We start from the raw sequence: 21739 nt of genomic DNA, 5'->3' as shown, positions 1-21739 counted from the left end.
TGAACCGCCCCGGGTTTACCGGAGAGTAAAACTCTCAAAAGGTGAGCCCCATGACAGAGAAGAAAGTTTCCCCGAGTTACACGGCTGAGTTCCGCGCGCGCGGCGTTCGGCTTTTCCGCGAACATCGTTCTGATTACAGCAGCGACAGTGCCGCCTACCGGGCCATTGCCTCGAAGCTGGGCTGTTCGTCTTTCAGCCTGCGGGACTGGTATCGGCGCGCTGCGCGTGATGCAGGTGAATTGTCCGGACCGACGAGCGAGGAAAAGGCACGGATCAAAGCCCTGGAGCGTGAGAACCGTGAACTCAGGCAAGCCAACGAGATCCTGAAGAAGGCGTCAGCGTATTTCGCTCAGGCGGAGCTCGACCGCCCGTTCAAGCGATGATTGGCTTCATCGACGACCACCGTGATGTCTTTGGTGTCGGGCCGATCTGCCGGGTTCTGGGAATCGCATCATCGACGTTCTATGCCCACAAGTCCGTTGAACACGAACCGGCCTCTGCGTCCGAGCGGGCGAAGCGTGATGTTCTGGACAAGGCTGCCATCAGACGTGTGTTCGATGCCAGCCGGTGCCGGTACGGCGCACGCAAGATTTGGCACGCTCTGCGCCGGGAAGGACACGACATCGCTCGTTGCACCGTGGAGCGCCTGATGAAAGCCATGGGTATTCAGGGTGTTGTCCGGGGCAAGAAGGTCGTCACGACCAATCCTGACACGGCACAGCCATGCCCCGACGACAAGGTGAATCGAGAGTTTGCGGCGGATTTCCCAAACCAGCTTTGGGTTTCGGATTTCACCTATGTCTCCAGCTGGCAGGGAATGGTTTACGTAGCCTTCGTGATCGATGTTTTCGCCCGCAAGATCGTCGGGTGGCGCGTCTCGACCTCGATGTCGACCGGTTTCGTGCTGGATGCCTTGAACCAGGCCATCTGCCAGAGGGCTCCGTGCGAGGCCGACAAACTGATCCATCACAGCGACCGTGGCAGCCAATACCTGTCGATCAAATACACCGAGCGACTGGCCGAAGCAGGGATCGACACCTCGGTCGGCAGCGTCGGGGACAGTTATGACAATGCTCTGGCCGAAAGCACCATCGGCCTGTTCAAGACCGAAGTTATCAACTTCATCGGCCCCTGGAAATCGGTTGGCCAGGTCGAATGGGAGACATTGAAATGGATCGACTGGTACAACAACGAACGCCTGCACAGCGCCATCGGATACGTCACGCCGCAAGAAGCAGAAGAGGCCTTCTACGAAGCCTTGAACGCTGACGAAAAAGCAGCCTAATCATTGAACCAAACCCTCTCCGGTAAACCCGGGGCGGTTCAAATCGCAATCATTCCGATCCTACACGTTTCACGACGGTGGCCCATGAACTGGCACACTTGTTCCTAGGCCATTTGGGCACCGATCCCAAACGTAGAGTGAAAGACCGCTTGCATTGCGATCATTCCCAACGCGAGGTCGAAGCCGAAAGCGCAGCCTATCTCGTCGCGCGACGCGCAGGAATTGACCCCCGATCTGAGTCATATCTCGACAAGTATAAGGACAACTTCCCGGACTTGGATCTGCACACGATAATGAGGGCCGCTGGTGAGATTGAGCGCAGCATGGGTTTGCCATTCGAAGAAGGTGCCAATCGACGGAAGTTACCATGACCCAGCCCCGTACCCCCGACACCCGCGAAGAGGCGGCCTCCAAAATCCCCGCTTTATACGTGTTGATTGCCATGGGGTGGGACTACCTCTCCCCCACAGATGCGGTGGCCTTGCGTGGCTCAGAGCGCGGTGTTTTGCTGGAGCCTGTGTTGCGGGAGCGGCTCAAGGGGCATCAGTTCGGCTTCAAAGGACAGACCTTTCCGCTCTCAGCTGGCGGCATTGATCAGGTGGTGCGCGAAATCAGTGCCACGGGCCTGAACGAAGGGCTGATCCCTGCTAATGAGGCGATCTACAAACACCTGACGTTGGGGATCACGGTCACCGAGTTCGTGGATGGCCAGCGCACTTCCGTCACCGTACCTTTGATCGATTGGGCAGACCCCGCTGCCAATACCCTGCAAGTTACCGAAGAACTCAGCGTTGCACGACCTGCTGGTATGGGGCGGTATCGGCCTGATGTGGTTTGTTATGTGAACGGCATCCCCTTGGTGGTGATCGAGGCCAAGCGGCCCGTTTCATCGACCAAGGACGCCGCGATGGTGTCCGAAGGCATCAGTCAGCATCTGCGCAATCAGAAGACCGATGGCATTCAGGACCTCTACGCCTATTCGCAACTGCTCCTATCGATTTCTGGCACGGATGGCCGCTATGGCACCACGGGCACCCCTGCAAAGTTTTGGGGCGGCTGGACCGAAGAGGAGATAACAGAGGCCGAGATGCAGTCCGTGAAGTCCACAGCTCTTTCAGAATCTCAGAGAGCCGCACTGTTTGCCGATAAACCCAAATGGATGCGGGACGACTTCGACAGGCTCTACAGCGGCCCCGTTTGGCCAACAGAACAAGACAGGCTGATCATCAGTCTGTTGCGCCCTGACCGCCTGCTGGATTTCACCCGCCGGTTCATTATCTTCGACCGGAAACTGGGCAAGATCGCGGCGCGGTATCAGCAGGTTCAAGGGGCCAAGGCCATCCTGTCCCGGGTATCTCACCAGAAACCGGATGGCAGCCGTGAGGGCGGTGTGATCTGGCACACCACGGGGTCCGGGAAGTCGAACCTGATGGTCTTCCTGACAAAGGCTCTGCTGCTGGACACAGAGCTTGCCGGATGTCGCATCATCATTGTCACGGATCGTGTGGACCTTGAAGCACAGCTTGCTGCAACGTTCATGACCGGCGGGGCCTTCGGGTCTGCTGTGGCGACGAAAAAGGAAGGTGAAACCTCGAAGGTGCAATCCGGTCGTGATCTAGCCAAGCGCATTGGCACAGGGTCAGAACGGATCATCTTTACACTGCTTCAGAAGTTCAACTCGGCAACCAAGCTGCCGGAGTGCAAGAACACCTCGGACAAGATCATCGTTCTGGTCGATGAAGGGCACCGCAGCCAAGGCGGTGAAAATCACGAGCGGATGCGACAGGCGCTGCCCAACGCGGCATTCATCGCTTTCACCGGAACGCCCCTACTGAAAGAGGATAAAACCCGCAACAAGTTCGGACCGATCCTGCACGCCTATACAATGCAGGATGCGGTCGAAGACGGCGCAGTCACCCCCTTGGTCTATGAAGAGCGTAGGCCCGTCGTCGATATCAACGAAGCTGCCATCGATGCCTGGTTCGACAAGTACACTACGGGCTTGTCGGACAATCAGAAGTCGGACCTGAAACAGAAGTATTCCAGCCGTGGTCAGATTTACGGCGCGGCCAATCGCATTGACCTGATCGCCTATGACATAGCAATCCACTTCACCGAGAACTTTGCCAAGTTGAAACTCGGCCTGAAAGCACAGCTGGCGACTGACAGTAAGCTATCAGCGATCCGGTACAAAAAGGCACTCGATGAAACTGGCCTCGTGACCAGCGCGGTTGTGATCTCGGCCCCCGATACCCGTGAGGGTCATGATGATACAGATGATGCAAAGACACCTGAGGTGCAGACCTGGTGGAAAGTGAATGTTGGCAACGATTCTGACGCCTATGAAATCGACGTTATAGAACGGTTTGGCACCGATGGCGCACCGGATATCCTGATCGTAGTGGATAGGCTCCTGACGGGCTTTGACGAACCTCGCAACGCCGTCCTTTATATCGACAAACAACTCAAGGGTCATAACCTGCTTCAGGCCATTGCGCGAGTGAACCGTCTGCATGAGGCCAAACAGTTCGGATATCTGATCGACTATCGAGGAATTCTTGCTGAACTGGATACATCGATCCAAGACTATGCGGACCTCGCCTCACAAACCCAAGCCGGATACGAGATCGGCGATCTCGCGGGTACGGTCACGAACGTTTCTGTCGAATATAAGCGCCTCCCTGGTCTGCATGATGCGCTATGGGCGATTTTTGCTGGCGTGCAGAACAAGCAAGATATCGAACAGTTCCGACGCGTCCTTGTCCCTATGACGGCGGATGATGGCGCTGGTCACAGCATAGATTCCAACCAGAAAGTCCGAGATGACTTCTATGATGCGCTGACCGAGTTCGGGATGTGCTTAAAACTGGCTTTGTCATCACGGACGTTCTTCGAGGATGGGGCTTTTGATGAAAAGGCCATCCAGGAATACAAACGCGATCTTAGCTTCTTCACTGAACTGCGTGTACAGGCCAAGCGGGATGCGCAGGAGACGGTAGATTTCTCCGAATACGAAGAGCAAATTCGGCGGATGGTCGATAAACAAGTGATCGGACAAGAGGTTGTGGATCCTGAGGGATTCATCCGCGTCGATACACTTGGGCAGGCCGATGACCCGGAAGACTGGTCTGACGAAAAGACACGCACCGAAGCTGATGTCATCAAGACCCGCATTCGTAAAACCATAGAACAAGAGCTGATCGATGACCCTTATGCACAGCGCGTGTTCTCCGAACTGCTCAAAGAAGCGATCCTGGCAGCGGAAGCGATGTTCGATCATCCAGGAAAGCAGTACGTCATGTTCAAGGACCTTGAGGAACAGGTCGCCGCACGGAACACTCCTGGCGTGCCGGATCGTTTCGCGGATCACCCACGTGCCCAGTCCTACTACGGAGCGTTGCTTGAGCAACTGAACGGCGCGGAACAAGAAGAGGAGGTTCTGGTTGCTGAGGCCATGCACATTGATTCGACCGTGGACGATGCCGTTCAGACGCACTCCATCAATCCAGGAAGCATCGAAGCCGAGGTGCGCAAGGCTCTGCTCCCTCGTTACTTCAAATTCCTCGGCGGTCTGGAAGCCGCGAATACTTTGATCGACCAGATCGTTGGCATTGTCCGTGCTGGTGCGAACAGATCATGACTGCCTTTGTGCTGGCATATGGTGATGATCGGATTCCCTATCAGGTCTCCTACGATGATGCTCGCAAGTCCTGTGTGGCCATCCACGTCAATCCAGACGGATCGGTCGCTGTTGATGCGCCTATTGGATTTTCCGATGAGAGCATCAAACAAGCCGTCCAGAAAAGAGCCCGCTGGGTCGTCGGGCATGTCATCGAAGCAAGGGAACGCTATGCGCACGTGCGCCCTCGTAAGTATGTCTCTGGAGAACAGGTTCTTTATCTGGGCCGCCGTTATATGCTGAAGGTGATACCCGTTGACCGCAAACCGGCACCCGCAAGGCTGCGTGGCAATCGGCTGGAAGTCGAAACCGCCAACGGTGTGGAAGATGACATCAAGGGGCGTCTTCGTGCATGGTACCTCGTGAGAGGTCGCGATCACCTGAGCCGTCGCATTGATGCGTTGGCAAAAAACCTCCCCTGGGTGGATGCACCGCCACCCTTTCGACTAATGGAGATGTCACGCCAATGGGGAAGCTGCTCCCCGTCTGGCGAGATCATCATCAACCGTCACCTCGTCAAAGCACCACGGCAGTGCGTCGACTATGTGCTCATTCATGAACTGGCGCACCTGAAGCACCATGATCACGGCCCTGCATTTTGGAACCTAATCGACACACATGCTGGTGACTGGCGAAAAGCCAAGCGTCACTTAGATGGGTTGGTCGAGGTTCTTTTGGATTGATGCGAGGCACGAAGTTCTGGGGGCAGGTCAAAGCTTTTGAACGACAGACATTTCTTTGGTTTGACGGTCATCATCGCAAGAAGCTTGCAGAATTGTCCAGATTTCGGCGGCATCTAAGCATCCCCCCCTTTCCGGATCAATTCGGCTTGGCGCTCTTGCGAAACTGGCAGGTACGAGGTGACGGTTGTGACAAGGCTTTCGTGGCCGATATTCTGAGAGAAGGCCTTGAACGCCTCGCGCGTCGGGTAGTGGCCATCGGCCCAGCGTACCAGTGTTTTTCGGAAGCTATGCGGTGCAAACGGGGTCAGGCCCGCATGGACGAACGCTTCCTTGATGGCGTTCCGGATCGCACTGGCATTTGCATAGGGAACCCGGTTCAGTCCGGTCACGGCAAACGCGCCTTCGACCCGCCCCATCTGCGGAGGTGGGAACAACGCATCTTCATGACCGAACAACAGATCGTTCCGTAGATACGCCACCCAAGCTTCAAAGCAGGTTCGATAGACGGGATCCACCGGCAGGAAATACGTGCTGAAGGTCTTGGAAAACTTCGTGCGCACGTCGCGGGCATCCTGATGCACGCAGCCTTCGACCAAATCGATACGTTTCAGACGAAGCGAGGAAATGGCCCCATCCCGCGCGCCGGTTATCATCAGAAACGCAAAGAGAGCCTTGTTGCGTTTTTCGATGTCGGACCCCACTGGCATCTGATCAAAAGCGTGGCGACATTGAGCAAGCGTCGGATAGGGCGTTTCGCGCTGAGCATGTGCAACGCGGGCGTCCTTGGCGTTCTGGTTGAAGTATTCCGCATCAGAGTAGCTGATGCGCGACTTGTAGCCTTGTTGCCCCGCCAGCCAGACAAAGAATGCCTTGTTCGCGCGCAGAACGCCGCTGATCGTGGCCTTTGACAATGGCTTTCCCGTTCGCGAATGCACTTGCCCGTTCAGCCGGGTTTTGAATGCGCTCGCCTGCTCGATGTGGAAGCGTTTGAAAGTCTTGAAGCCGGTGCTTGCCTCGAATTTCAGGACCGCATCAAGCGCCCGATCCACCGTCACCATATCGCAACGTTTGGCGTCGCGAAGATAGACGCCGTAGCGGCGCTTGATCCGTTCGTTTTCTTCATTAATTTTACGTGCCATTGGGCTGCCCTTCCAAGTGTCATTTCGAGTGGGAGAACGATGTCTCCCTTAGGGTTCGGAGCCCTCGCGTCTCGTGACATCGAAAGTTTCATGCAGAAGCGGGATCCGGGCACGGGCAATCATGCGATTGCACGGCGTCTGGCATTGCGCACAGAGGCCCATAATGCGCGCCGTCGCCCCTTCTTGTTCGATCAGATCAACCATGTTGCCCCATGGACGTCGGGCAGCACGGCAGGACAGACAATAGAGCTGGTTGGGTTGCAGGGGAACTTTGGCCCTGTGCTCGCGCTGTTGCAGATAATCTCGAGCCGCCGACCCCAGGATCAGATATGGCCGCTGCGCAGTCAAAAGCGGAAGCCCGTCGCGCGCCCACGAGCGGACACAGGCGACGGAGACCCCTAGCAATTGCGCGAGTTCGAAAATCGTGTATGTCCGGTTGGACCGCAGGACACGAAGTTTCAATCGTTTGGCCATGCCCCTAATCCTGACCTTCGTACAAGGCGCGGATATCCTCGACTTTCCAGACGGTCGTACGCGGCCCAAGTTTTTGCGGCGCAGGAAAACGCCCGTCCTTGACCCCTTGCCACCAGGTGGATTTTGACACCGGGATCGGGCCGTCGGGCGCCAGGATCTGAGCAAGCCGAACAAATCCTGCTTGCGGAAATCGGTTAGTGGTCATTGTGGGTGTTCCTCGTGTTGCAAAGTACGAGGAACTCTTCTCACGTCTTTCAGACCAAGTGGCCGATCAGCGGAGTCCGCATGGCGAATTGAGATAAGCCCTTGTTATTGCTTCTTCCAACTCGCGCTATTCGTTGATCGAATAGCGTTCAATCGTCGTTCCATCCCTCAGGCAGGTTCTCAGAGCCAAGTTTCAGATACTTGCGGATCGTATCCTTGGAGACCTGAATCCCCAATCGCTCGGTCAACGCCGTGATCTCGTTCGGAATTGGGCTGCGCTTCTGCGTCGGGTCAAAGCCGTAACCATCGATGGCCATCGCGGTGATCAGTTTTGCAAGGCTGGCACGCTCTCGACCATCCATAGGACCGGGTTGCGCTTCCACAGCGGCGGGAATTGGGACTCTACTGTTCACGGCCATGCTCTTGGAACCGGCCATGTAGCGAAGCATTTCAACAAACTTGGGATGCACGGGAAATTTGACACGCTCAATCCAATCCAGCAACGGCGCCGGAAGTAGGTCTGGGTTGTAGTTGTGCGGATCGAATTCCCTTCGAATCTGCTCTTTGTGTCGGCGCATGTATTTGGCTACGCGAGACGGCCTTTTCCCAATTCGTGGGCTGGGGCCAGCGCTGTAGCTAACAAGATCCTTGAAGGCTTTTTCAGGTTCCAACCCTACGGACAACCACACCACCTCATCCAACGTCAGAAAAGCGGATCGAGACCAGTGCTCAAAGTTGGCCAGATCGTCGGTTCGGAAAAGCGCCGCAGAGTACCAGAGAGGAAGCCGACCAAAGGCGGCATCAATCTCGCGACGGCGGTGGAAGACCCACTCTTTTTCGGCCTCACCAGCGGCAGTTCCATCTGCCGAATAGGCCAGTTGCAGATCCTTGTCCGACATCTTCTTCAAGTGGCGTCCGATGTCCTTGAAAATCTTGGATCGCGTCTCAAGCAACTGCGCCATCGTGGCTTCATAATCTGAGCCGAGAGGCAGGATCTCATCATGATGCGGGGGGATAAACAGCCCCCCACCAATTTGGATGAATATTCTGGGTACAAAGAAACTACGATCAAACGGCGGTTTATTTGTCAAAGCGGCCTCACGACTGAAGAGACGCTCAACCTGCCCGAGCTTCGTCGAGGACACCACCCCACCAATCGGCCAAACGAACGCGTTCGTTCCAATGCTCTCCACGGGCATAGGCCCGACGGACTTCGTTAGCCTCGACGTGCGCCAACGCCCGTTCAATCGCATCGGGATTCCACAGACCACTTTCATTGGCAAGCGTTGAGAAGGTTGCACGGAACCCGTGCGCGGTCATTTCATCGCCGCTATACCCCATGCGTCGCAAGGCACCGTTCAAGGTGTTTTCGCTCATTGGACGCGCAAAGGACCGCAGCGAGGGAAATAGAAACCTGCCCTCTCCGGTGAGAGGTTCCAGTTGCTCAAGCAAGGCCAAGGCTTGCTTCGGCAACGGAACCCTATGCGGACGCCGCATCTTCATGACTTCCGCAGGGATAGACCAAATGGCCTGTGCTTTGTCTATCTGTTCCCACTTGGCATGGCGAATTTCGCCAGGGCGCTGAGCGAGGATCGCAATGAGCTGCAAGGCAATCCGTGTTGTCGCCTGCCCTTCAAACCCATCGATGGACCGCAGAAGCCCGCCCAGCCTTTTCAAATCGATGATAGCGGCACGCGGGGTGACTGTCGGACGGATCAAGGCATCCCTCAGCGCGTATGTCGGATCGGTCTCTGCCATGCCATTGGCAACCGCATACCGAAACACCGCGCCAATCTTTGCCCGCAAACGCCGCGCTGTCTCGTAGTTTCCCTTGGCTTCGACCTTCTTCAGGCAGCTCAGAACCATTGGAGACGTGATTTCGGACATGGGCTTGTGACCAAAATCAGCGCAGGCCATGTCCAACAGCCACTTGGTTTTTGTTTGCGTTGCGGCGGCACGCCCTTCCTTGATGGCTTTGGACATGAAGCCCTCAGCCAAAACGGAGAACGTTTGCGACTGCCCTTCGCGTTTGATTCTTTTTGCTTCTTGCTTGGCTTCAGATGGGTCGACTCCGGCTTCCAGGCCGGCCTTGGCCTGATCCCGTGCCGCGCGCGCCATCGCCAGTGAAACAGCAGGGTAATCCCCCACCACCAAAAGTCGTTCCTTTCCATCGATCCGGTATTTGAAGCGCCAAGACTTGGCTCCGGTCGGCTTCACCAGAACATACAGGCCTCCAAAGTCTGAGATCTTGTAGGGCTTTAACCTGCTGGAAAGATTGCGAACTTTAGCGTCTGTTAGCGGCATTGGGGGTACGCTCTCCTTTAGAAAGACTGGCGTACCCCCAATCGTACCCCCATTTTGGGGGTATGTCAGCGGATGGGATCGGACGCAGCCGGACATCAAAAACGACTAAGCCCCTTATAATAAGTGGCCTTGCGGATGTCTTTGGCTGATTTCGGATAGGAGGGTGGTGCCGGTCGAGGGACTCGAACCCCCGACCACCTGATTACAAATCAGATGCTCTACCAGCTGAGCTAGACCGGCTCCGTGCGCGCGGTGGGTACCGAGTTTCCCTTGGCGTGGCAAGGAAAAATTGCACCTGCGGCGCCTACTTGTTTGACCGTGCCAGAACCAGCACCGCGGCCAGGCCAACGCCGATCACCAGCATGGCCGGCGGGGCGGCGTCGCCGATGCGCTCCAGCGAGGCCTGACCGTAGACGCGCGTGGCCAGCGTGTCGAAGTTGAAGGGGCGCAGCAGCAGGGTCGCCGGCAGTTCCTTGACCGAGTCGACGAAGACAAGAAGCAGCGCGGTGCCGATGGAACCCGAGATGATCGGCAGATGGACATGCCTCAGCGTGCCGCCCGCCGTACGCCCCAGAGAGCGGGCCGCCATGGGCAGGCTGGGCGACACCCGCCCAAGGGCGCTGTCCGCCGCCCCCTGCGCGATGGCAAAGAAGCGAACTGCATAGGCCAGCACCACCGCGAAGGCGGACCCTGTCAGCAACAGGCCCGGATCATGGCCAGTGACCCTTGTGATCAGGTCCGCAAGGCGATGATCGACAGCAGCAAGCGGCATCAGGATGCCCAAGCCCAGCACAGCGCCGGGTGCGGCATAACCCAGGGTGGTGACCGGCAGCACCGTGCGCGGCAAGCGATTTCCGGACAGGCGCACGCCGTACACCATGAACAAGGCCGCCGAGACAGTCAGGATGGCCGCACTACCGCCCACCAGCAGCGTGTTGCCCAGGGCCTGCAAAAGTGCCGGATCTTTCCACTCGGCCGCGTTGCGCAGCGCCAGAAGGCCGATGACGCTGATGGGCAGGCCAAAACCACCCAGCACCGGTGCGGCGCAGACGACGGTGGCAATCCAGGCGCGCAGACCGGTCAGGGATTGTTTTTGCAGCGGGCGTTGCTGGCGCGACAAACGGAAGAACCGGCTGCGGCGGCGGCTGGACTTCTCTAGCCCGACCAGGAAAAACACCAGGGTCAGGATGACAATGGCGATCTGGGCGGCGCCGCCGGGATTTCCGGCCTCCAGCCATGTCGTGAAGATGCCTGTGGTCAGGGTCTGAACCGCGAAATATTCGACCACGCCGAAGTCGCTGACGGTCTCCATCATGGCGATGGCGGTGCCAGCGGCGATCGCCGGACGGGCCAGCGGCAGACCGATGCGGAAGAACCGGCGCACCGGGCCGGCCCCCAGCGTGCGCGCCACGTCGAAAGCGCAGACCGATTGTTCGCGGAAGGCGGCGCGGGCCAGAAGATAGACATAGGGGTACAGGGCCGCCCCCAGAACCAGCACCGCAGCGCCGCGCGACCGAACCTCGGGGAACCAATAGTCGCGCGAACTGCTCCAGCCGAACAGCGACCGCAGGCCGGTCTGCACCGGGCCTGCGTATTCCAGAAGATCGGTCAGTGCATAGGCGCCGATATAGGCCGGGATCGCCAGCGGCAAAAGAAGCAGCCACTCCAGCCAGCGGGCGCCGGGAAAGCGGTACATGGTGATCAGCCACGCGGTGACCGTGCCGGTGACGGCCGTGGTCAGGCCGACGGTGATCATCAGGAACAGCGTGTTGGACAGGTAGCGCGGCAGGGTGGTGGACCACAGGTGCATCCAGATGCCATTGCCGGGGGTCAGCGCCAGCCAGCCCACGGCAATCAGCGGGGCGGCCACCACAGCCGCCACCACCAATGCGCCCACCGACCACACATCGATGCCCGCGCGGCGGATTTTCATCCCCAGTGCCTGCGCCATCCGTCAGTTCCTGCCCCGCGTGCCGCTCACATTCCCAGCGCTTCCTTGTAAAGTTCCAGAACCGCTTCCTCCTCGGCGATGTCGTCCTTGTCGCGCTTGCGCAACGCGACGACCTTTCGCATCACCTTGGTGTCATAGCCGCGCGCCTTAGCTTCGGCCATGACCTCTTTCTGCTGCTCTGCCAGGTCTTTCTTTTCGGCTTCAAGCCGTTCGAAACGCTCGATAAACTGGCGCAGTTCGTCGGCTGTTACACGGTAGTTTGCATCGGTATCGGTGTCGGTCGCGCTCATCTTGCCCTCTGGGTTGTCAGGGCGCAGGGATACCCTTGCGCGCCATGGCCCGCAAGGCCATGCGGGTTGAACATTGGCCAAGACCGCGCTACCCCCGGCACGCAACTAATGGAGCTGTGCCGTGGACATTCTGATCTGGATCGGAGCGGGAATTTCCCTGCTGGGCGTGGCAGGGCTGATGACCTGCATTTTCATCGCAACGAAGGCCAAACGGGCCGGGCTGCCAGATGACGAACTGCGCGCAAGGCTGAAAACGGTGGTCGCCTTGAACATGGCGGCCCTGATGGTCTCGGCCATCGGGCTGATGTGCGTGGTCATCGGCATCATGTTGGGATGATGCCGATTCTCTTGGCAGCCGGCCGGCTTCAGACCGGCAGGTTGTCGTAGAATTCTTCCAGGATCTCGGCCTCAAGCGTCTCGATGGCCTCGCGAAGGTCTGCCGGAACCGGCTCGTGCGAGGTTTTCAGGATATCGACCATAACGCGCACTTCGTCGTGAAGATCCTTGAGCTGCGTATGCGGCTGCGCCAGTTTGCTGCGCAACACTTCCATCTTCTGCGTCAGAATTTGGGTGGCCATGTCGTACTCTCCCTTATGGTATTTCGACGCGATCGGTATCTCATCGCTTGCGTGACGACCAGCCTGCATGAATCAGGCACGCCGGTCGCGGATTTTGCCGTGTCAGCCGCTAGTCGCAGCCGTTCTGCCCTGAAATGTGACAGCCGGGCGCGGCTTTGGCGGCTCTTTCAGCGCTTGCAGATTGCTGTTTAGCATACGCGCCGTTTGTGGAAGTTGATTAGCGTCAAACTGCTGCAAAAAAGTTTATGAAACCTTGCAATGCATAGCAAAGTTTGCATATGAGGGGAACGGCGCACGTCGTGCACTCTGACAGGTGGCGGGACCACCAGGACATCGAAGGGAATGGGCAATGCCTGTCGAATGGATTTTCGGACTGATCGGGGGACTGATCATCGGAACCGCCGGTGCAGTTTTTCTGCTGGCGAACGGCCGGATCATGGGGGCCAGCGGCCTGATTGGTGGGCTGGTAGACGGATCGGGCCGCGCCAACAGCAACGAGCGTCTGGCCTTCCTGGCCGGATTGGTGGGCATGCCAATGATCATTGCCCATGTGTTCGGATTCGTGCCTGAAACCGCCGTGACCGGCAATATCGCCGCCCTTGTGGCCGCCGGGCTTCTGGTCGGCATCGGCACTCGCGTGGCCAACGGCTGCACCTCGGGCCATGGGGTCTGCGGAATCTCGCGGTTGTCGCTGCGCGGAATCGTGGCCACCGTATTCTACATCGGCGCTGGCGGCCTGACGGTCGTGGTGTTCCGCCATCTTCTGGGAGTGATCTGATGCGCAACCTGTTTGCAGCACTGGCCGGCAGCCTGTTCGGCACCGGGCTTCTGGTTTCCGGCATGACCGACACGCGCAAGGTTCAGGGGTGGCTGGACATCTTCGGGCAATGGGATCCGACGCTGGCCTTCGTGATGGGCGGGGCGATCCTGCCGATGGCCGTGGCCTGGATCTATGCACGCGGGCGAAACCCGCTGATGGGCGGCCAGTTTCCGGCGCCGCCCGAACAGAAACTGGGCCGCAACCTGATCCTGGGCTCAATCCTGTTCGGTATGGGCTGGGGGCTTGTTGGTCTGTGTCCGGGACCGGCCATGGCCTCGCTCAGTTTCGGCGGGCCGGGGGTCTGGATTTTCGTGCTGGCGATGGTTGCCGGGATGTGGGCGGCGCCGCATGTGCGGATGCGTCTGGACGCGCTGAATGCGAGCGCCTAACCTGCCCGCCATGAACATCAAGACACTCTCTGACAGCTATGCTGTCTCGCCCCAGATCACGCCCGACGACCTTGCCACCATCAAGGCCGAGGGCTTCACAACGGTCATCAACAATCGCCCCGACGAAGAGATCGCGTCGGAGCTGCAGGATGCCGCCATGCGCGTAGCGGTCGAGGCTGCCGGTCTGACCTATGTGGTCAACCCGGTGCGCCATTCCGGCATGACAGCGGACAATCTGTCGGTGCAGAAGGACGGGATGACCGCAGGCAAGGTTCTGGCCTATTGCGCCTCGGGCAACCGGTGCGCCATCGTCTGGTCACTGATCATGGCGCCCCAGCTTGGCGCAGATGGCGTGCTGTCGGCCACGCGCGCCGTGGGCTACGATCACAGCGCGTTCCGTCCGCAGTTCGAAGCGGCCGCGCAAACCGCCGGTTAATCTGACACCGGGGGTACGGGGACAAGCTCCCCTCCCCCGGTGTCGCCTTTCGGTGGCACATCTGGCGCCTTGCGCACGGCGCTGACTTGTGGAGCGGTCACGCCTTTCCCGGCCAGTTTGACGGCCCGGAACTCTCCACTCTTGCCCAGCATCACCCTGGCCACTTTGCGACCGTCAGAGCCGACGAGGTGAAGCCGGTCCAGCGTCTGCTCGGAAAACGGCAAGGTATCGCCGCGCGCCAGTCGTGACACTTTCGACAACGGCAGGCGTACGGTCATCAGAACGGCCTCCAGCGTGGCGTTGGCGTCCAGGATGCGCTCTTGCCAGTCGGCGGTCCAGTGATCCGGGCGAGGCTTGGGATCCTCGGCCAGCAAGGGCTGTTCGGTGGCCACGGGCCGCAAGGGCAGGATCAGGGTCAACCGCCCCTTGCGCTTGCCCTGGGCAATGTCGACGTCCAGCCCCAGCACGCGATGCGGCACATCGGCCAGAAGATGCGGCAGGCGGCGATGGCTGTGCACCTGATCGCGCGGCAGGAAGCCTTGCGCCCAGTCGCCGTCCGGCAGCCCCAATAGCCGTTCCGCAAGACCGCCCAGACACATGGTCAGGAACCGTCGGCACAGCACCGCATCGGTTTGCGTGGCCACACGCAGGGGCGGTTCTTCGTCGGTGATCCGGCGCGCGGTTTGCGCCTGAAGGATGGCGGTCAGAAGGCTGTTGTCGAGCGCCGCCATGCCCCAGGCTTGTCCCGGCCCCCGCAAGGCCACCAGCAAAACGGCATCCGCGGCATGATCGGCCACGGCTTCTACCGTCATCTCCCCAACCTCGGTGCCCAGAACCGCCAACGGCAGTTTCAGCGCATCCTGCCCGGCCTTGGACACCGCCAGCGCCGCAGCGCGGGGCAAGGTCATCGGTTGATCCCCCGGCGTCAGCCGAGAGAGCTTGGCCATGCGTTTCAACACAGGGGCGGGATCAGTCATCATGCATCCAGCAGCAAGAGGGGTTGCCGCCACTTTGTCCCGCCGGGGTTAGTTTTTCCTGAACAATCCGGCTCAGGCGGCGCGTTCCATGGGAAGTTTCGGCAAAATGACCCGAAACGCCGCGCCGCCCTGCCCCGGCAGATAGGTGACCGAGCCGCCCAGTTTGGTCATGATCTCGCGGCTGATAGCCAGCCCGAGACCGGCCCCGCCAGCAGCGGATTGATCCGACAGCCGCGAGAATTTCTCGAAGATAAGGCTTTGGCTTTCCGCCGGAATGCCGCTGCCGTTGTCAACAAAATCCACCGCCAGACCGCCATCCACCCGCACCACGCGAATGGTCAGACGTGGGCGCGGGGCATCGCAGTATTTCCGCGCATTGGCGATCAGGTTGATGAACACCTGGCTGAGACGGTCGAGATCGGTGTAGATCTGCACGGCCTCGCGCGCTTCGTTGCGATCGATGGTGAACACCCGATCCGCCGACACCGCCGATGTTGCGAAGACCGCGCGGTCGATCACGTCGCGCAGAACCGCACGCTCCTGCTCGATGGTGACATGGCCGTGTTCCAGCACGTTGAGATCCAGAAGCGCATCCAGCAACCGGGTCAGGCGCAGGGCCTCGTCGTGAATGATCTTCGAGTATTTCGCCTTCTCCTCGGCGTCCAGCGCGTCGCCCAGCATCAATATCTCGGAAAACGCGCGGATCGAGGTCATCGGCGTGCGCAATTCATGGCTGATCTGGCTCAGGAAAGCATCTTTCTGCACCGACAGCGCGGTCAGCTTTTCATTGGCGTCGCGCAGTTGTCCGGCGGTGCGCGACAATTCCTGCGACTGGGCTTCCAACTGGCTGGAATACTCCATGATCTGCGCCGTTTCATCGGCCACCGCCATCAGATCCTCGACCGACAAGGCCGAGCCCGAAGTCATCTGGCCGATCATGGCATGGGCCGTCGCCGCGCCCACCGATCCGGCCAGCACGCGTTCGAAACTGTCGATGAAATCCGGGGTGATCTCGGGCAGATAACCCTGCTTGCCCTGCGCATCCGCCGCCGCCTGGAACAGGGCCTGCGCCTCGCTGGGGCCAAGGATGCGCTGCGCCATGATCAGCAGATCCTCGGCATCGACATTGCTGCGGCTCCAGCCGCGATGGCTGGCGGTGTAGTCGAAGACATTGACGAATTGCGCCCCCTGCACCCGTTCCAACGGGTTGGGAAAGCTCAGCAACGACCCGATGCAGAAGGCGGTGGTGTTGAACGCCATGCTCCACAACAGCGCGTGCACAAGGGGATCGACATCATGCAGACCGAACAGCGCCTGCGGCCGCAGCCAGCCGATGCCCAGCGGCCCTTCCAGCATCATCCGTGCCGACAGCAGGACGTCGGGGCCAAAGCTGGGCAGGAACATGACATAGAGCCAGACCACGAACCCCACCGATACACCAAGGGCCGCGCCCACCCGCGTCGCCCCGCGCCAGAACACACCGCCCACCAGCGCCGGCAACACCTGCACCACGCCCGCAAAGGACACCAGCCCGATGGAGGCCAACGCCTCGCCGCCGCCCGAGAACCGGTAATAGACATAGCCCAGCCCAAGCACCGCCGAGATCGACAGCCGCCGCGACATCAGCACGACCTCGCGCACATCACCCGAAACAGTGGCGCCCTGCCGGCGGATGCTCAGCCAGAGCGGCATGACCACATGGTTCGACACCATGGTCGACAGGGCAATGGACGCAACGATCACCATCGAAGTGGCCGAGGAAAACCCGCCCAGGAACACCAGCATCGCCAGAGAGTTCTGGCCCTGCGACAACGGCAGGGTCAGCACGAAAAGATCCGGGTTCGATCCCTGCGGCAGCACCGCCAGCCCCATGGCCGCGATCGGCAGGACGAACAGGTTGAGCAGAGCCAGGTACAGCGGAAATGCCCAGGACGCGGTGGAAAGATGATGCTCGTCATCGTTTTCCACCACCAGCACCTGAAACATGCGCGGCAGACACAGAAAGGCCGCGCCCGACAGGAAGATCAGCGCCAGCCAGCGGCTGGACTGGTTCGGCGCCATGGCAATGGGCGACTCGTTGATGCGCTGGATGATTTCGCGCGGGCCGTCGGCAATGCCCCAAACCACGAAGGCGCCCACCGCCAGCAGGGCGGCCAGTTTGACCAGTGCCTCGACCGCGATGGCCATGACCACGCCGTGATGGCGTTCGTTGGCATCAAGATTGCGGGTGCCGAAGACAATGGTGAAAACGGCAAGCCCCACCGCCACCCAGATCGCCGTGGCGTGCTGGCTTTGCACCGGCCAGTCGCTGGGGGACGCGGCGGCGAACACACCGAAGGACAGCGTCACCGATTGCAACTGCAGGGCGATGTAGGGCGTGGTGGCGATCACCGCCAGCAGGGTCACCAACCCGCCCAGCATCGCCGATTTGCCATATCGTGACGAGATCAGGTCCGCGATCGAAGTGATCCGCTGCATCCGGCCAATGCGCACCAGCTTGCGCAGGCCCCACCACCAGCCGATCATCACAAGGGACGGACCAAGATAGATGCACAGGAATTCGATGCCCGACCGCGCCGCGTAGCCCACCGCGCCGTAGAACGTCCAGGCGGTGCAATAGATCGACAGGGACAGGGTGTAGACCAGCGGCGAACGCAGCCAGCCGATCTTGCCTTGCCGGGCGCGCCGGTCGGCCACGTAAGCCACCAGGAACAGCAGCACCACGTAGCCTATACAGACCTCGATCAGGATGTCGAAGGCGAACATCTCAGTCGATCTCCGCCTCGCGGTCCACCTCTTCAAGCCCGCGCGGCACGTTCAGATCGCCTGGCCGCAGCTTGAAGGCCAGCACCGCCGCCACGGCGACGAGACTGAACCACACCGCGAACATATACAGCAGCTTTTCCGCCAAAAAGGCCTCGCGGCCCGACCCGACATCATCCCAAAGCAGCGGGATCAGAAACAGGAACAGCCCCAGCAAGGGCAACAGGCGGGATGCGTCGATCACCCGGCGCCGCATGAATGTGTCGCGGGCCAGAAACAGTTGCTTGGTATCGTCAGGCATGCCCGACCATGCTGCGCAGCTTTTCCAGCACCTCGGCGTTGGAAAACGGCTTGGTCATGAAGCCGCTGCTGCCTAGTTGTTCGGCCCGCTCGCGATCCTTGGTCTGGCCCTTGGCCGTCAGCATCAGCACCGGCAGGTCGCGCGTGTCCGGTGCGGCGCGCAACTCCTTCAACACGTCAAAGCCGCTGCGGTTGGGCAGCATCACGTCCAGCACCACGACATCGGGCGTGATCCGGTTGACCTCGGACACCGCCGTTGCCCCGTCCGAGTGGCACGACACCTTCCAGCCATCACGCGACAGGAAGAAGCGGATCGCTTCCATGATGTTCGGCTCATCCTCGATCAGAAGCACGTGATGGCTCATATGATGGTATCCCCCAATGGGCAGCACCGTATACGGTATCTTCCCTACAAACTATTGGGATAATTGCGCTGCGCTGTCAAAGCCATCGGAAAGAATCGAAGGTTCGCGGCGTGCCGCGCAATTTTCGACCGCACAGATGCGACACGAGGTGCCGATGACCTCGACCGGTCCTTCCGCGTCGGTCGGTTCCACCAGCGCCGGAGGCACAAGGATCATCGAGGCCTCGTAGACCGCCGGCCCCCCGAAGCCCTGCGGATAACTGGCGTGCGACATGGCATAGCACAGGAAGCGGTGGCCCGGACGCCCCGCATGTTCCAGCACCGCGCGCACCGGCGCCATCGGCCGGGTCAACGCCCGGTACAGCGGCCAGAGCGCGCAGGCCGCCCCGAACCGCGGCAGCGGCAGCAGTTCGGTCGCCTTGCGCAGGATCAGCGCCCCGGCCCCGTCGCAGACCACCAGACCGATGCGCCTGCTGCCCTGATCACTGGGCATCGAGGCCAGGCGCCGGAACACCGCCGGGATATCGCATTCAAACCTTTGGGCCAGCCGGGCCGGATCATAGCCAAGCTCCTCGGCGGCTTCGGTGAAGGCCTCCAGCGGCATGGCCAGAGCTTCGTCGCGGTACCGCCACAGGTAGGTGCGCACCAGATCCTTGCCCGCGAGCGAGGTGATGGCCTTGTCCTGTTCCAGAATGGTCTCGGCCAGATCGGGCACCTCGGTCTCAAGCCCGTCGATGTGGAAGGCGCGACTGTTGAGGAAGGATTCAAGCTCTTCCTGCGGGCTGACCATCCCCAGTTCCGCGTCGCCCTCGGCATCCAGATAGTCCACCAGCGACGACGCCCCCTCGGCCAGCTTGCCGCTGTCGGCATGCAGGTTGCGATGAAAGCGATGCCGCCAGACCTCGTCCAGATCGTCGGTTTCCACAAGGATCGACGCGGTCGACTGGATCGCCGAGACCTTCGACAGGATGTCATGCAGGGAATCCGACAGGAACGGATCGTGGGCCAGGCGATCCACCAGGCTGGCGACGTGATGTTCCAACTGCACCAGCCGCCGTTGCTGGGCACTCATCAGGGCGGCCCATCCGGGGAAGCGGCCCACGAATTCGTCGATGCGATCGATCTCGGCGTTGACTTCCGGGTGGGCGGCGGCGGCGGCACTCAATTGATCGACCTGCTCGGTCTCGGCGCCCTGTGTCAGGTTCGCCACCTCGACCTTCAACGTGCGCGCGATGCGCGACAGCAAGGCACCGCCAATCCGGCGCCGGTTGTGTTCGATCAGGTTGAGGTAGGAGGGCGAAATTTCGACCGTGCGGGCAAGATCGGCCTGCTTGATCCCCAACATCGTCCGCCGTTCACGGATACGTGTTCCGGTCAGCGCACTGCGTGGCATCGGCTTGGCTCCCCCTCGATCAGGCCAAAGCGGCGTTTCCCTGGCCGCAGGAAGACAGCTCCGAAACGGCACGGAAAACGCGGCATGGTTGCCTGCAACTGTTTGACAAACAAGGACTGAAGGCAAGCCAAGAAGCAGGGAACCGCACCGGCAAGGTGCAGCGCGCTTCGGGCTTCCTGTGACCTTGCGTCAGTTTCCGGTCCAGAAACAGATCGGCGAAAATCCACCACCTGCGCCATGAACCCACATTGACCGGAATCAGGACAAGATGCACGGTATCGGTATCATTATGACACCGAGTTCTTCAAATGTGCATTCAGCATAAGAAATGTGCTCAGCTTCTGATCACGGCCATTCATTCCCTTGGCGCAACCTTGGCGTGCGCCTCCACCACCCTGCCCTTGCCGCCGGCCGAGATCACGCGGCCGTTGATCGAGGCGCACCACCCCCCGGCCACCCCCTCGCTGCCCACCGACAGCGCGCCGGTTCCGGGCGGTCCCTTTTCAGGTGGGTCGCATTTCGACATCAACGTCGGGTTTTCCCTGACAGGACTGAGCAGCACCCAGTCGCTGATGGTGCAGAACGCCTATCAGTTCTCGGAAACCTTCTATGAGTCCTTCATCACCGGCTATCACTTGCCGGGGCCGATCATCGATCCGCTGAACCCGGGCTCCCATATTTCCGCTGTGGATATCACCGCAAGCGTAAAGGCCATCGACGGCGTCGGCGGTATCGTGGGACAAGCCGGGCCCCGGCATGTCGTCACTTATTCCAGCACCGGCGGCGACAAGCTGACTTATGTGACCGACGGCATCATGGAATTCGACGCCGCCGATGTAACCAACCTGCTGGTCACTGGCACTTTTCAGAAGGTCGTGCTGCACGAGATGGCCCATGTTCTGGGCTTCGGCACGCTTTGGGACCCGGCCTTCTTCGATGGCAGCTTCGCAATCTACGACCAGGCCAATGCGCCGGGCCAATACACGGGCAGTGCCGCCCTGGCCAAGTACCAGCAGGAGTTCGGGATTTCGGCCACTTTCGTGCCGGTCGAATACCAGACCGGCATGAGCGGTACCGATCACGCGCATTGGTCACAGGTCTCGACACCGCGGTTCGCCGGCGGGGCGCATGAGATCCTGACCGGATTTCTGAACCGGCCCACCTATTTCTCGGACACCTCGCTGTATGCTTTCCGCGACCTGGCCTACACCACGGTCGACACCCTGCGCATGTCGGCTGTCCCCCTGCCGGCAGGGTTCGTTTTACTGTCCGGCGCACTCCTGGCCCTGCGCGGCCTGCGAAAACGGCGCAGGACCGCTGCCGCCGTAGGGTAAGCTGCGCGCACATGCGCTCACAAATGGTTGTTTCCCCTGTCTGACCGCCCTAGGCTTTGCGCGAACACACAGGAGAGACCAATGATCCGTTCCTTCGTACTGCCGCTGGCCCTCGTCTCGGCACTTGTCGTATCGGCTTGCGACAACCCCAATGCACAAAACCAGGCTGGCACGGCCGTTGCTGCAGGCGCGATCGGTGCCATTGCCGCGACCGCGCTGGGGGCTAATACGGCCTGGACCGTCGCGGCCGGCGCGGCCGCCGCCACCGCAGGCGCACTATATGCCCGCAACCAGCAGACCAACGAATGCGCGTATCATACCGGCAACGGCGAAGACGTGGTCGTGCGCGCCTGCGATTGAGCCAGTCTTTTCAGAC

22 protein-coding genes, 1 tRNA gene and 1 other annotated feature are annotated in these 21739 nt (G+C 60.2%); of the genes, 9 read left to right on the top strand and 14 right to left on the bottom strand.

Features of this window, described 5'->3' with window-relative positions; all coding sequences use genetic code 11:
- Window positions 1-50 precede the first annotated feature (50 nt).
- The 3 genes from ACP15K_RS17805 (at window position 51) to ACP15K_RS17795 (ending at window position 5647) form a co-directional block, all read left to right on the top strand.
- Window positions 51-1285 (top strand): IS3 family transposase gene (locus tag ACP15K_RS17805; RefSeq protein ID WP_424991167.1). Its coding sequence is split into 2 segments (ribosomal slippage): window positions 51-351 and window positions 351-1285, totalling 1236 coding nucleotides; the frame shifts between segments, so codons are not numbered across the junction.
- Window positions 338-454 (top strand) — a sequence feature (AL1L pseudoknot). Its footprint overlaps the gene before it by 117 nt.
- Window positions 1286-1652: 367 nt before the next feature.
- Window positions 1653-4925 (top strand): type I restriction endonuclease subunit R, encoded by a 3273-nt coding sequence (locus ACP15K_RS17800; protein ID WP_424991166.1) that lies wholly within the window; start codon window positions 1653-1655, stop codon window positions 4923-4925.
- On the top strand, window positions 4922-5647 hold the full coding sequence (locus tag ACP15K_RS17795; protein WP_424991165.1) for a M48 family metallopeptidase: 726 nt from the start codon (window positions 4922-4924) through the stop codon (window positions 5645-5647). Before ACP15K_RS17800 ends, ACP15K_RS17795 begins: the two co-directional genes overlap by 4 nt.
- Before the next feature lie 113 nt (window positions 5648-5760).
- Here the strand turns inward: ACP15K_RS17795 and ACP15K_RS17790 are convergent, their stop codons facing one another.
- From ACP15K_RS17790 to ACP15K_RS17755, 8 genes are all read right to left on the bottom strand, one after another.
- Complete coding sequence (locus tag ACP15K_RS17790; RefSeq protein WP_424991164.1) at window positions 5761-6786, bottom strand: site-specific integrase; 1026 nt, start codon at window positions 6784-6786, stop codon at window positions 5761-5763.
- A gap of 48 nt (window positions 6787-6834) precedes the next feature.
- Window positions 6835-7260: a helix-turn-helix domain-containing protein gene (locus ACP15K_RS17785; RefSeq protein WP_424991163.1), complete on the bottom strand. Its 426-nt coding sequence runs from the start codon at window positions 7258-7260 to the stop codon at window positions 6835-6837.
- A 4-nt stretch (window positions 7261-7264) separates the two neighbouring features.
- Window positions 7265-7465 carry a helix-turn-helix transcriptional regulator gene (locus ACP15K_RS17780; protein WP_424991162.1) on the bottom strand — a complete coding sequence of 67 codons (201 nt, stop codon included), beginning with the start codon at window positions 7463-7465 and terminating at the stop codon, window positions 7265-7267.
- 148 nt (window positions 7466-7613) lie between these two features.
- The gene (locus ACP15K_RS17775; RefSeq protein WP_424991161.1) at window positions 7614-8609 is read right to left on the bottom strand and encodes a hypothetical protein; all 996 of its coding nucleotides are present in this window, start codon (window positions 8607-8609) and stop codon (window positions 7614-7616) included.
- Window positions 8581-9768 (bottom strand): tyrosine-type recombinase/integrase, encoded by a 1188-nt coding sequence (locus tag ACP15K_RS17770; RefSeq protein WP_424991160.1) that lies wholly within the window; start codon window positions 9766-9768, stop codon window positions 8581-8583. Before ACP15K_RS17770 ends, ACP15K_RS17775 begins: the two co-directional genes overlap by 29 nt.
- Before the next feature lie 164 nt (window positions 9769-9932).
- Window positions 9933-10008, bottom strand: a tRNA-Thr gene (locus ACP15K_RS17765).
- 64 nt (window positions 10009-10072) lie between these two features.
- The gene (locus ACP15K_RS17760) at window positions 10073-11719 is read right to left on the bottom strand and encodes an ABC transporter permease (RefSeq protein ID WP_424991159.1); all 1647 of its coding nucleotides are present in this window, start codon (window positions 11717-11719) and stop codon (window positions 10073-10075) included.
- Window positions 11720-11745: 26 nt separating this feature from the next.
- Entirely contained in the window at window positions 11746-12009 is a 264-nt protein-coding gene (locus ACP15K_RS17755; protein ID WP_193142039.1) for a DUF2312 domain-containing protein, read from the bottom strand.
- Between the two features lie 121 nt (window positions 12010-12130).
- Here ACP15K_RS17755 and ACP15K_RS17750 point away from each other — a divergent pair, with 121 nt between their 5' ends.
- Complete coding sequence (locus ACP15K_RS17750) at window positions 12131-12346, top strand: hypothetical protein (protein WP_193142037.1); 216 nt, start codon at window positions 12131-12133, stop codon at window positions 12344-12346.
- Window positions 12347-12374: 28 nt separating this feature from the next.
- Here the strand turns inward: ACP15K_RS17750 and ACP15K_RS17745 are convergent, their stop codons facing one another.
- Window positions 12375-12587 carry a hypothetical protein gene (locus ACP15K_RS17745; RefSeq protein WP_193142035.1) on the bottom strand — a complete coding sequence of 71 codons (213 nt, stop codon included), beginning with the start codon at window positions 12585-12587 and terminating at the stop codon, window positions 12375-12377.
- Between the two features lie 349 nt (window positions 12588-12936).
- Here ACP15K_RS17745 and ACP15K_RS17740 point away from each other — a divergent pair, with 349 nt between their 5' ends.
- From ACP15K_RS17740 to ACP15K_RS17730, 3 genes are read left to right on the top strand one after another with little or no spacing between them, the layout of a single operon-like run.
- Window positions 12937-13365 carry a YeeE/YedE family protein gene (locus ACP15K_RS17740; protein ID WP_193142033.1) on the top strand — a complete coding sequence of 143 codons (429 nt, stop codon included), beginning with the start codon at window positions 12937-12939 and terminating at the stop codon, window positions 13363-13365.
- A complete protein-coding gene (locus ACP15K_RS17735; protein WP_193142031.1) occupies window positions 13365-13796 on the top strand; it encodes a DUF6691 family protein in 432 nt (143 codons plus the stop codon). Before ACP15K_RS17740 ends, ACP15K_RS17735 begins: the two co-directional genes overlap by 1 nt.
- Window positions 13783-14232: a TIGR01244 family sulfur transferase gene (locus ACP15K_RS17730; RefSeq protein ID WP_424991158.1), complete on the top strand. Its 450-nt coding sequence runs from the start codon at window positions 13783-13785 to the stop codon at window positions 14230-14232. Before ACP15K_RS17735 ends, ACP15K_RS17730 begins: the two co-directional genes overlap by 14 nt.
- Here ACP15K_RS17730 and ACP15K_RS17725 read toward each other — a convergent pair.
- The 5 genes from ACP15K_RS17725 to ACP15K_RS17705 all read right to left on the bottom strand — a co-directional run bounded on the left by ACP15K_RS17725 (window position 14229) and on the right by ACP15K_RS17705 (window position 20029).
- The gene (locus tag ACP15K_RS17725; RefSeq protein ID WP_424991157.1) at window positions 14229-15179 is read right to left on the bottom strand and encodes a FliM/FliN family flagellar motor switch protein; all 951 of its coding nucleotides are present in this window, start codon (window positions 15177-15179) and stop codon (window positions 14229-14231) included. The genes ACP15K_RS17730 and ACP15K_RS17725 overlap by 4 nt on opposite strands.
- Before the next feature lie 102 nt (window positions 15180-15281).
- Window positions 15282-17975: a sensor histidine kinase gene (locus ACP15K_RS17720; RefSeq protein WP_193142027.1), complete on the bottom strand. Its 2694-nt coding sequence runs from the start codon at window positions 17973-17975 to the stop codon at window positions 15282-15284.
- 1 nt (window position 17976) lies between these two features.
- On the bottom strand, window positions 17977-18273 hold the full coding sequence (locus ACP15K_RS17715; protein WP_193142025.1) for a hypothetical protein: 297 nt from the start codon (window positions 18271-18273) through the stop codon (window positions 17977-17979).
- Window positions 18266-18637: a response regulator transcription factor gene (locus tag ACP15K_RS17710; protein ID WP_193142023.1), complete on the bottom strand. Its 372-nt coding sequence runs from the start codon at window positions 18635-18637 to the stop codon at window positions 18266-18268. The genes ACP15K_RS17715 and ACP15K_RS17710 overlap by 8 nt, the downstream gene beginning before the upstream one ends.
- Before the next feature lie 51 nt (window positions 18638-18688).
- Entirely contained in the window at window positions 18689-20029 is a 1341-nt protein-coding gene (locus ACP15K_RS17705) for a helix-turn-helix transcriptional regulator (protein WP_193142021.1), read from the bottom strand.
- Between the two features lie 374 nt (window positions 20030-20403).
- On the opposite strand from ACP15K_RS17705, the gene ACP15K_RS17700 reads away from it, so the two are divergent.
- Window positions 20404-21363, top strand: coding sequence for a hypothetical protein (locus ACP15K_RS17700; protein ID WP_193142019.1), 960 nt, complete (start codon window positions 20404-20406; stop codon window positions 21361-21363).
- An 81-nt stretch (window positions 21364-21444) separates the two neighbouring features.
- Window positions 21445-21723 carry a glucose-6-phosphate isomerase gene (locus tag ACP15K_RS17695; protein WP_193142017.1) on the top strand — a complete coding sequence of 93 codons (279 nt, stop codon included), beginning with the start codon at window positions 21445-21447 and terminating at the stop codon, window positions 21721-21723.
- The last annotated feature ends 16 nt before the right edge of the window (window positions 21724-21739 follow it).

The organism is Fluviibacterium sp. S390 (assembly GCF_049800695.1).
In the GTDB taxonomy this organism is placed as follows: Bacteria; Pseudomonadota; Alphaproteobacteria; order Rhodobacterales; family Rhodobacteraceae; genus Meridianimarinicoccus.
Note: the sequence above shows the minus strand (reverse complement) of the source record. Positions and strands in the feature narration are given on the sequence as shown.

Coding starts and splice junctions, on each gene's coding strand:
- ACP15K_RS17800 (WP_424991166.1), top strand. CDS start 1,653: ATGACCCAGCCCCGTACCCCCGACACCCGCGAAGAGGCGGCCTCCAAA.
- ACP15K_RS17795 (WP_424991165.1), top strand. CDS start 4,922: ATGACTGCCTTTGTGCTGGCATATGGTGATGATCGGATTCCCTATCAG.
- ACP15K_RS17790 (WP_424991164.1), bottom strand. CDS start 6,786: ATGGCACGTAAAATTAATGAAGAAAACGAACGGATCAAGCGCCGCTAC.
- ACP15K_RS17785 (WP_424991163.1), bottom strand. CDS start 7,260: ATGGCCAAACGATTGAAACTTCGTGTCCTGCGGTCCAACCGGACATAC.
- ACP15K_RS17780 (WP_424991162.1), bottom strand. CDS start 7,465: ATGACCACTAACCGATTTCCGCAAGCAGGATTTGTTCGGCTTGCTCAG.
- ACP15K_RS17770 (WP_424991160.1), bottom strand. CDS start 9,768: ATGCCGCTAACAGACGCTAAAGTTCGCAATCTTTCCAGCAGGTTAAAG.
- ACP15K_RS17760 (WP_424991159.1), bottom strand. CDS start 11,719: ATGGCGCAGGCACTGGGGATGAAAATCCGCCGCGCGGGCATCGATGTG.
- ACP15K_RS17755 (WP_193142039.1), bottom strand. CDS start 12,009: ATGAGCGCGACCGACACCGATACCGATGCAAACTACCGTGTAACAGCC.
- ACP15K_RS17745 (WP_193142035.1), bottom strand. CDS start 12,587: ATGGCCACCCAAATTCTGACGCAGAAGATGGAAGTGTTGCGCAGCAAA.
- ACP15K_RS17740 (WP_193142033.1), top strand. CDS start 12,937: ATGCCTGTCGAATGGATTTTCGGACTGATCGGGGGACTGATCATCGGA.
- ACP15K_RS17735 (WP_193142031.1), top strand. CDS start 13,365: ATGCGCAACCTGTTTGCAGCACTGGCCGGCAGCCTGTTCGGCACCGGG.
- ACP15K_RS17730 (WP_424991158.1), top strand. CDS start 13,783: ATGCGAGCGCCTAACCTGCCCGCCATGAACATCAAGACACTCTCTGAC.
- ACP15K_RS17725 (WP_424991157.1), bottom strand. CDS start 15,179: ATGGCCAAGCTCTCTCGGCTGACGCCGGGGGATCAACCGATGACCTTG.
- ACP15K_RS17720 (WP_193142027.1), bottom strand. CDS start 17,975: ATGTTCGCCTTCGACATCCTGATCGAGGTCTGTATAGGCTACGTGGTG.
- ACP15K_RS17715 (WP_193142025.1), bottom strand. CDS start 18,273: ATGCCTGACGATACCAAGCAACTGTTTCTGGCCCGCGACACATTCATG.
- ACP15K_RS17710 (WP_193142023.1), bottom strand. CDS start 18,637: ATGAGCCATCACGTGCTTCTGATCGAGGATGAGCCGAACATCATGGAA.
- ACP15K_RS17705 (WP_193142021.1), bottom strand. CDS start 20,029: ATGCCACGCAGTGCGCTGACCGGAACACGTATCCGTGAACGGCGGACG.
- ACP15K_RS17695 (WP_193142017.1), top strand. CDS start 21,445: ATGATCCGTTCCTTCGTACTGCCGCTGGCCCTCGTCTCGGCACTTGTC.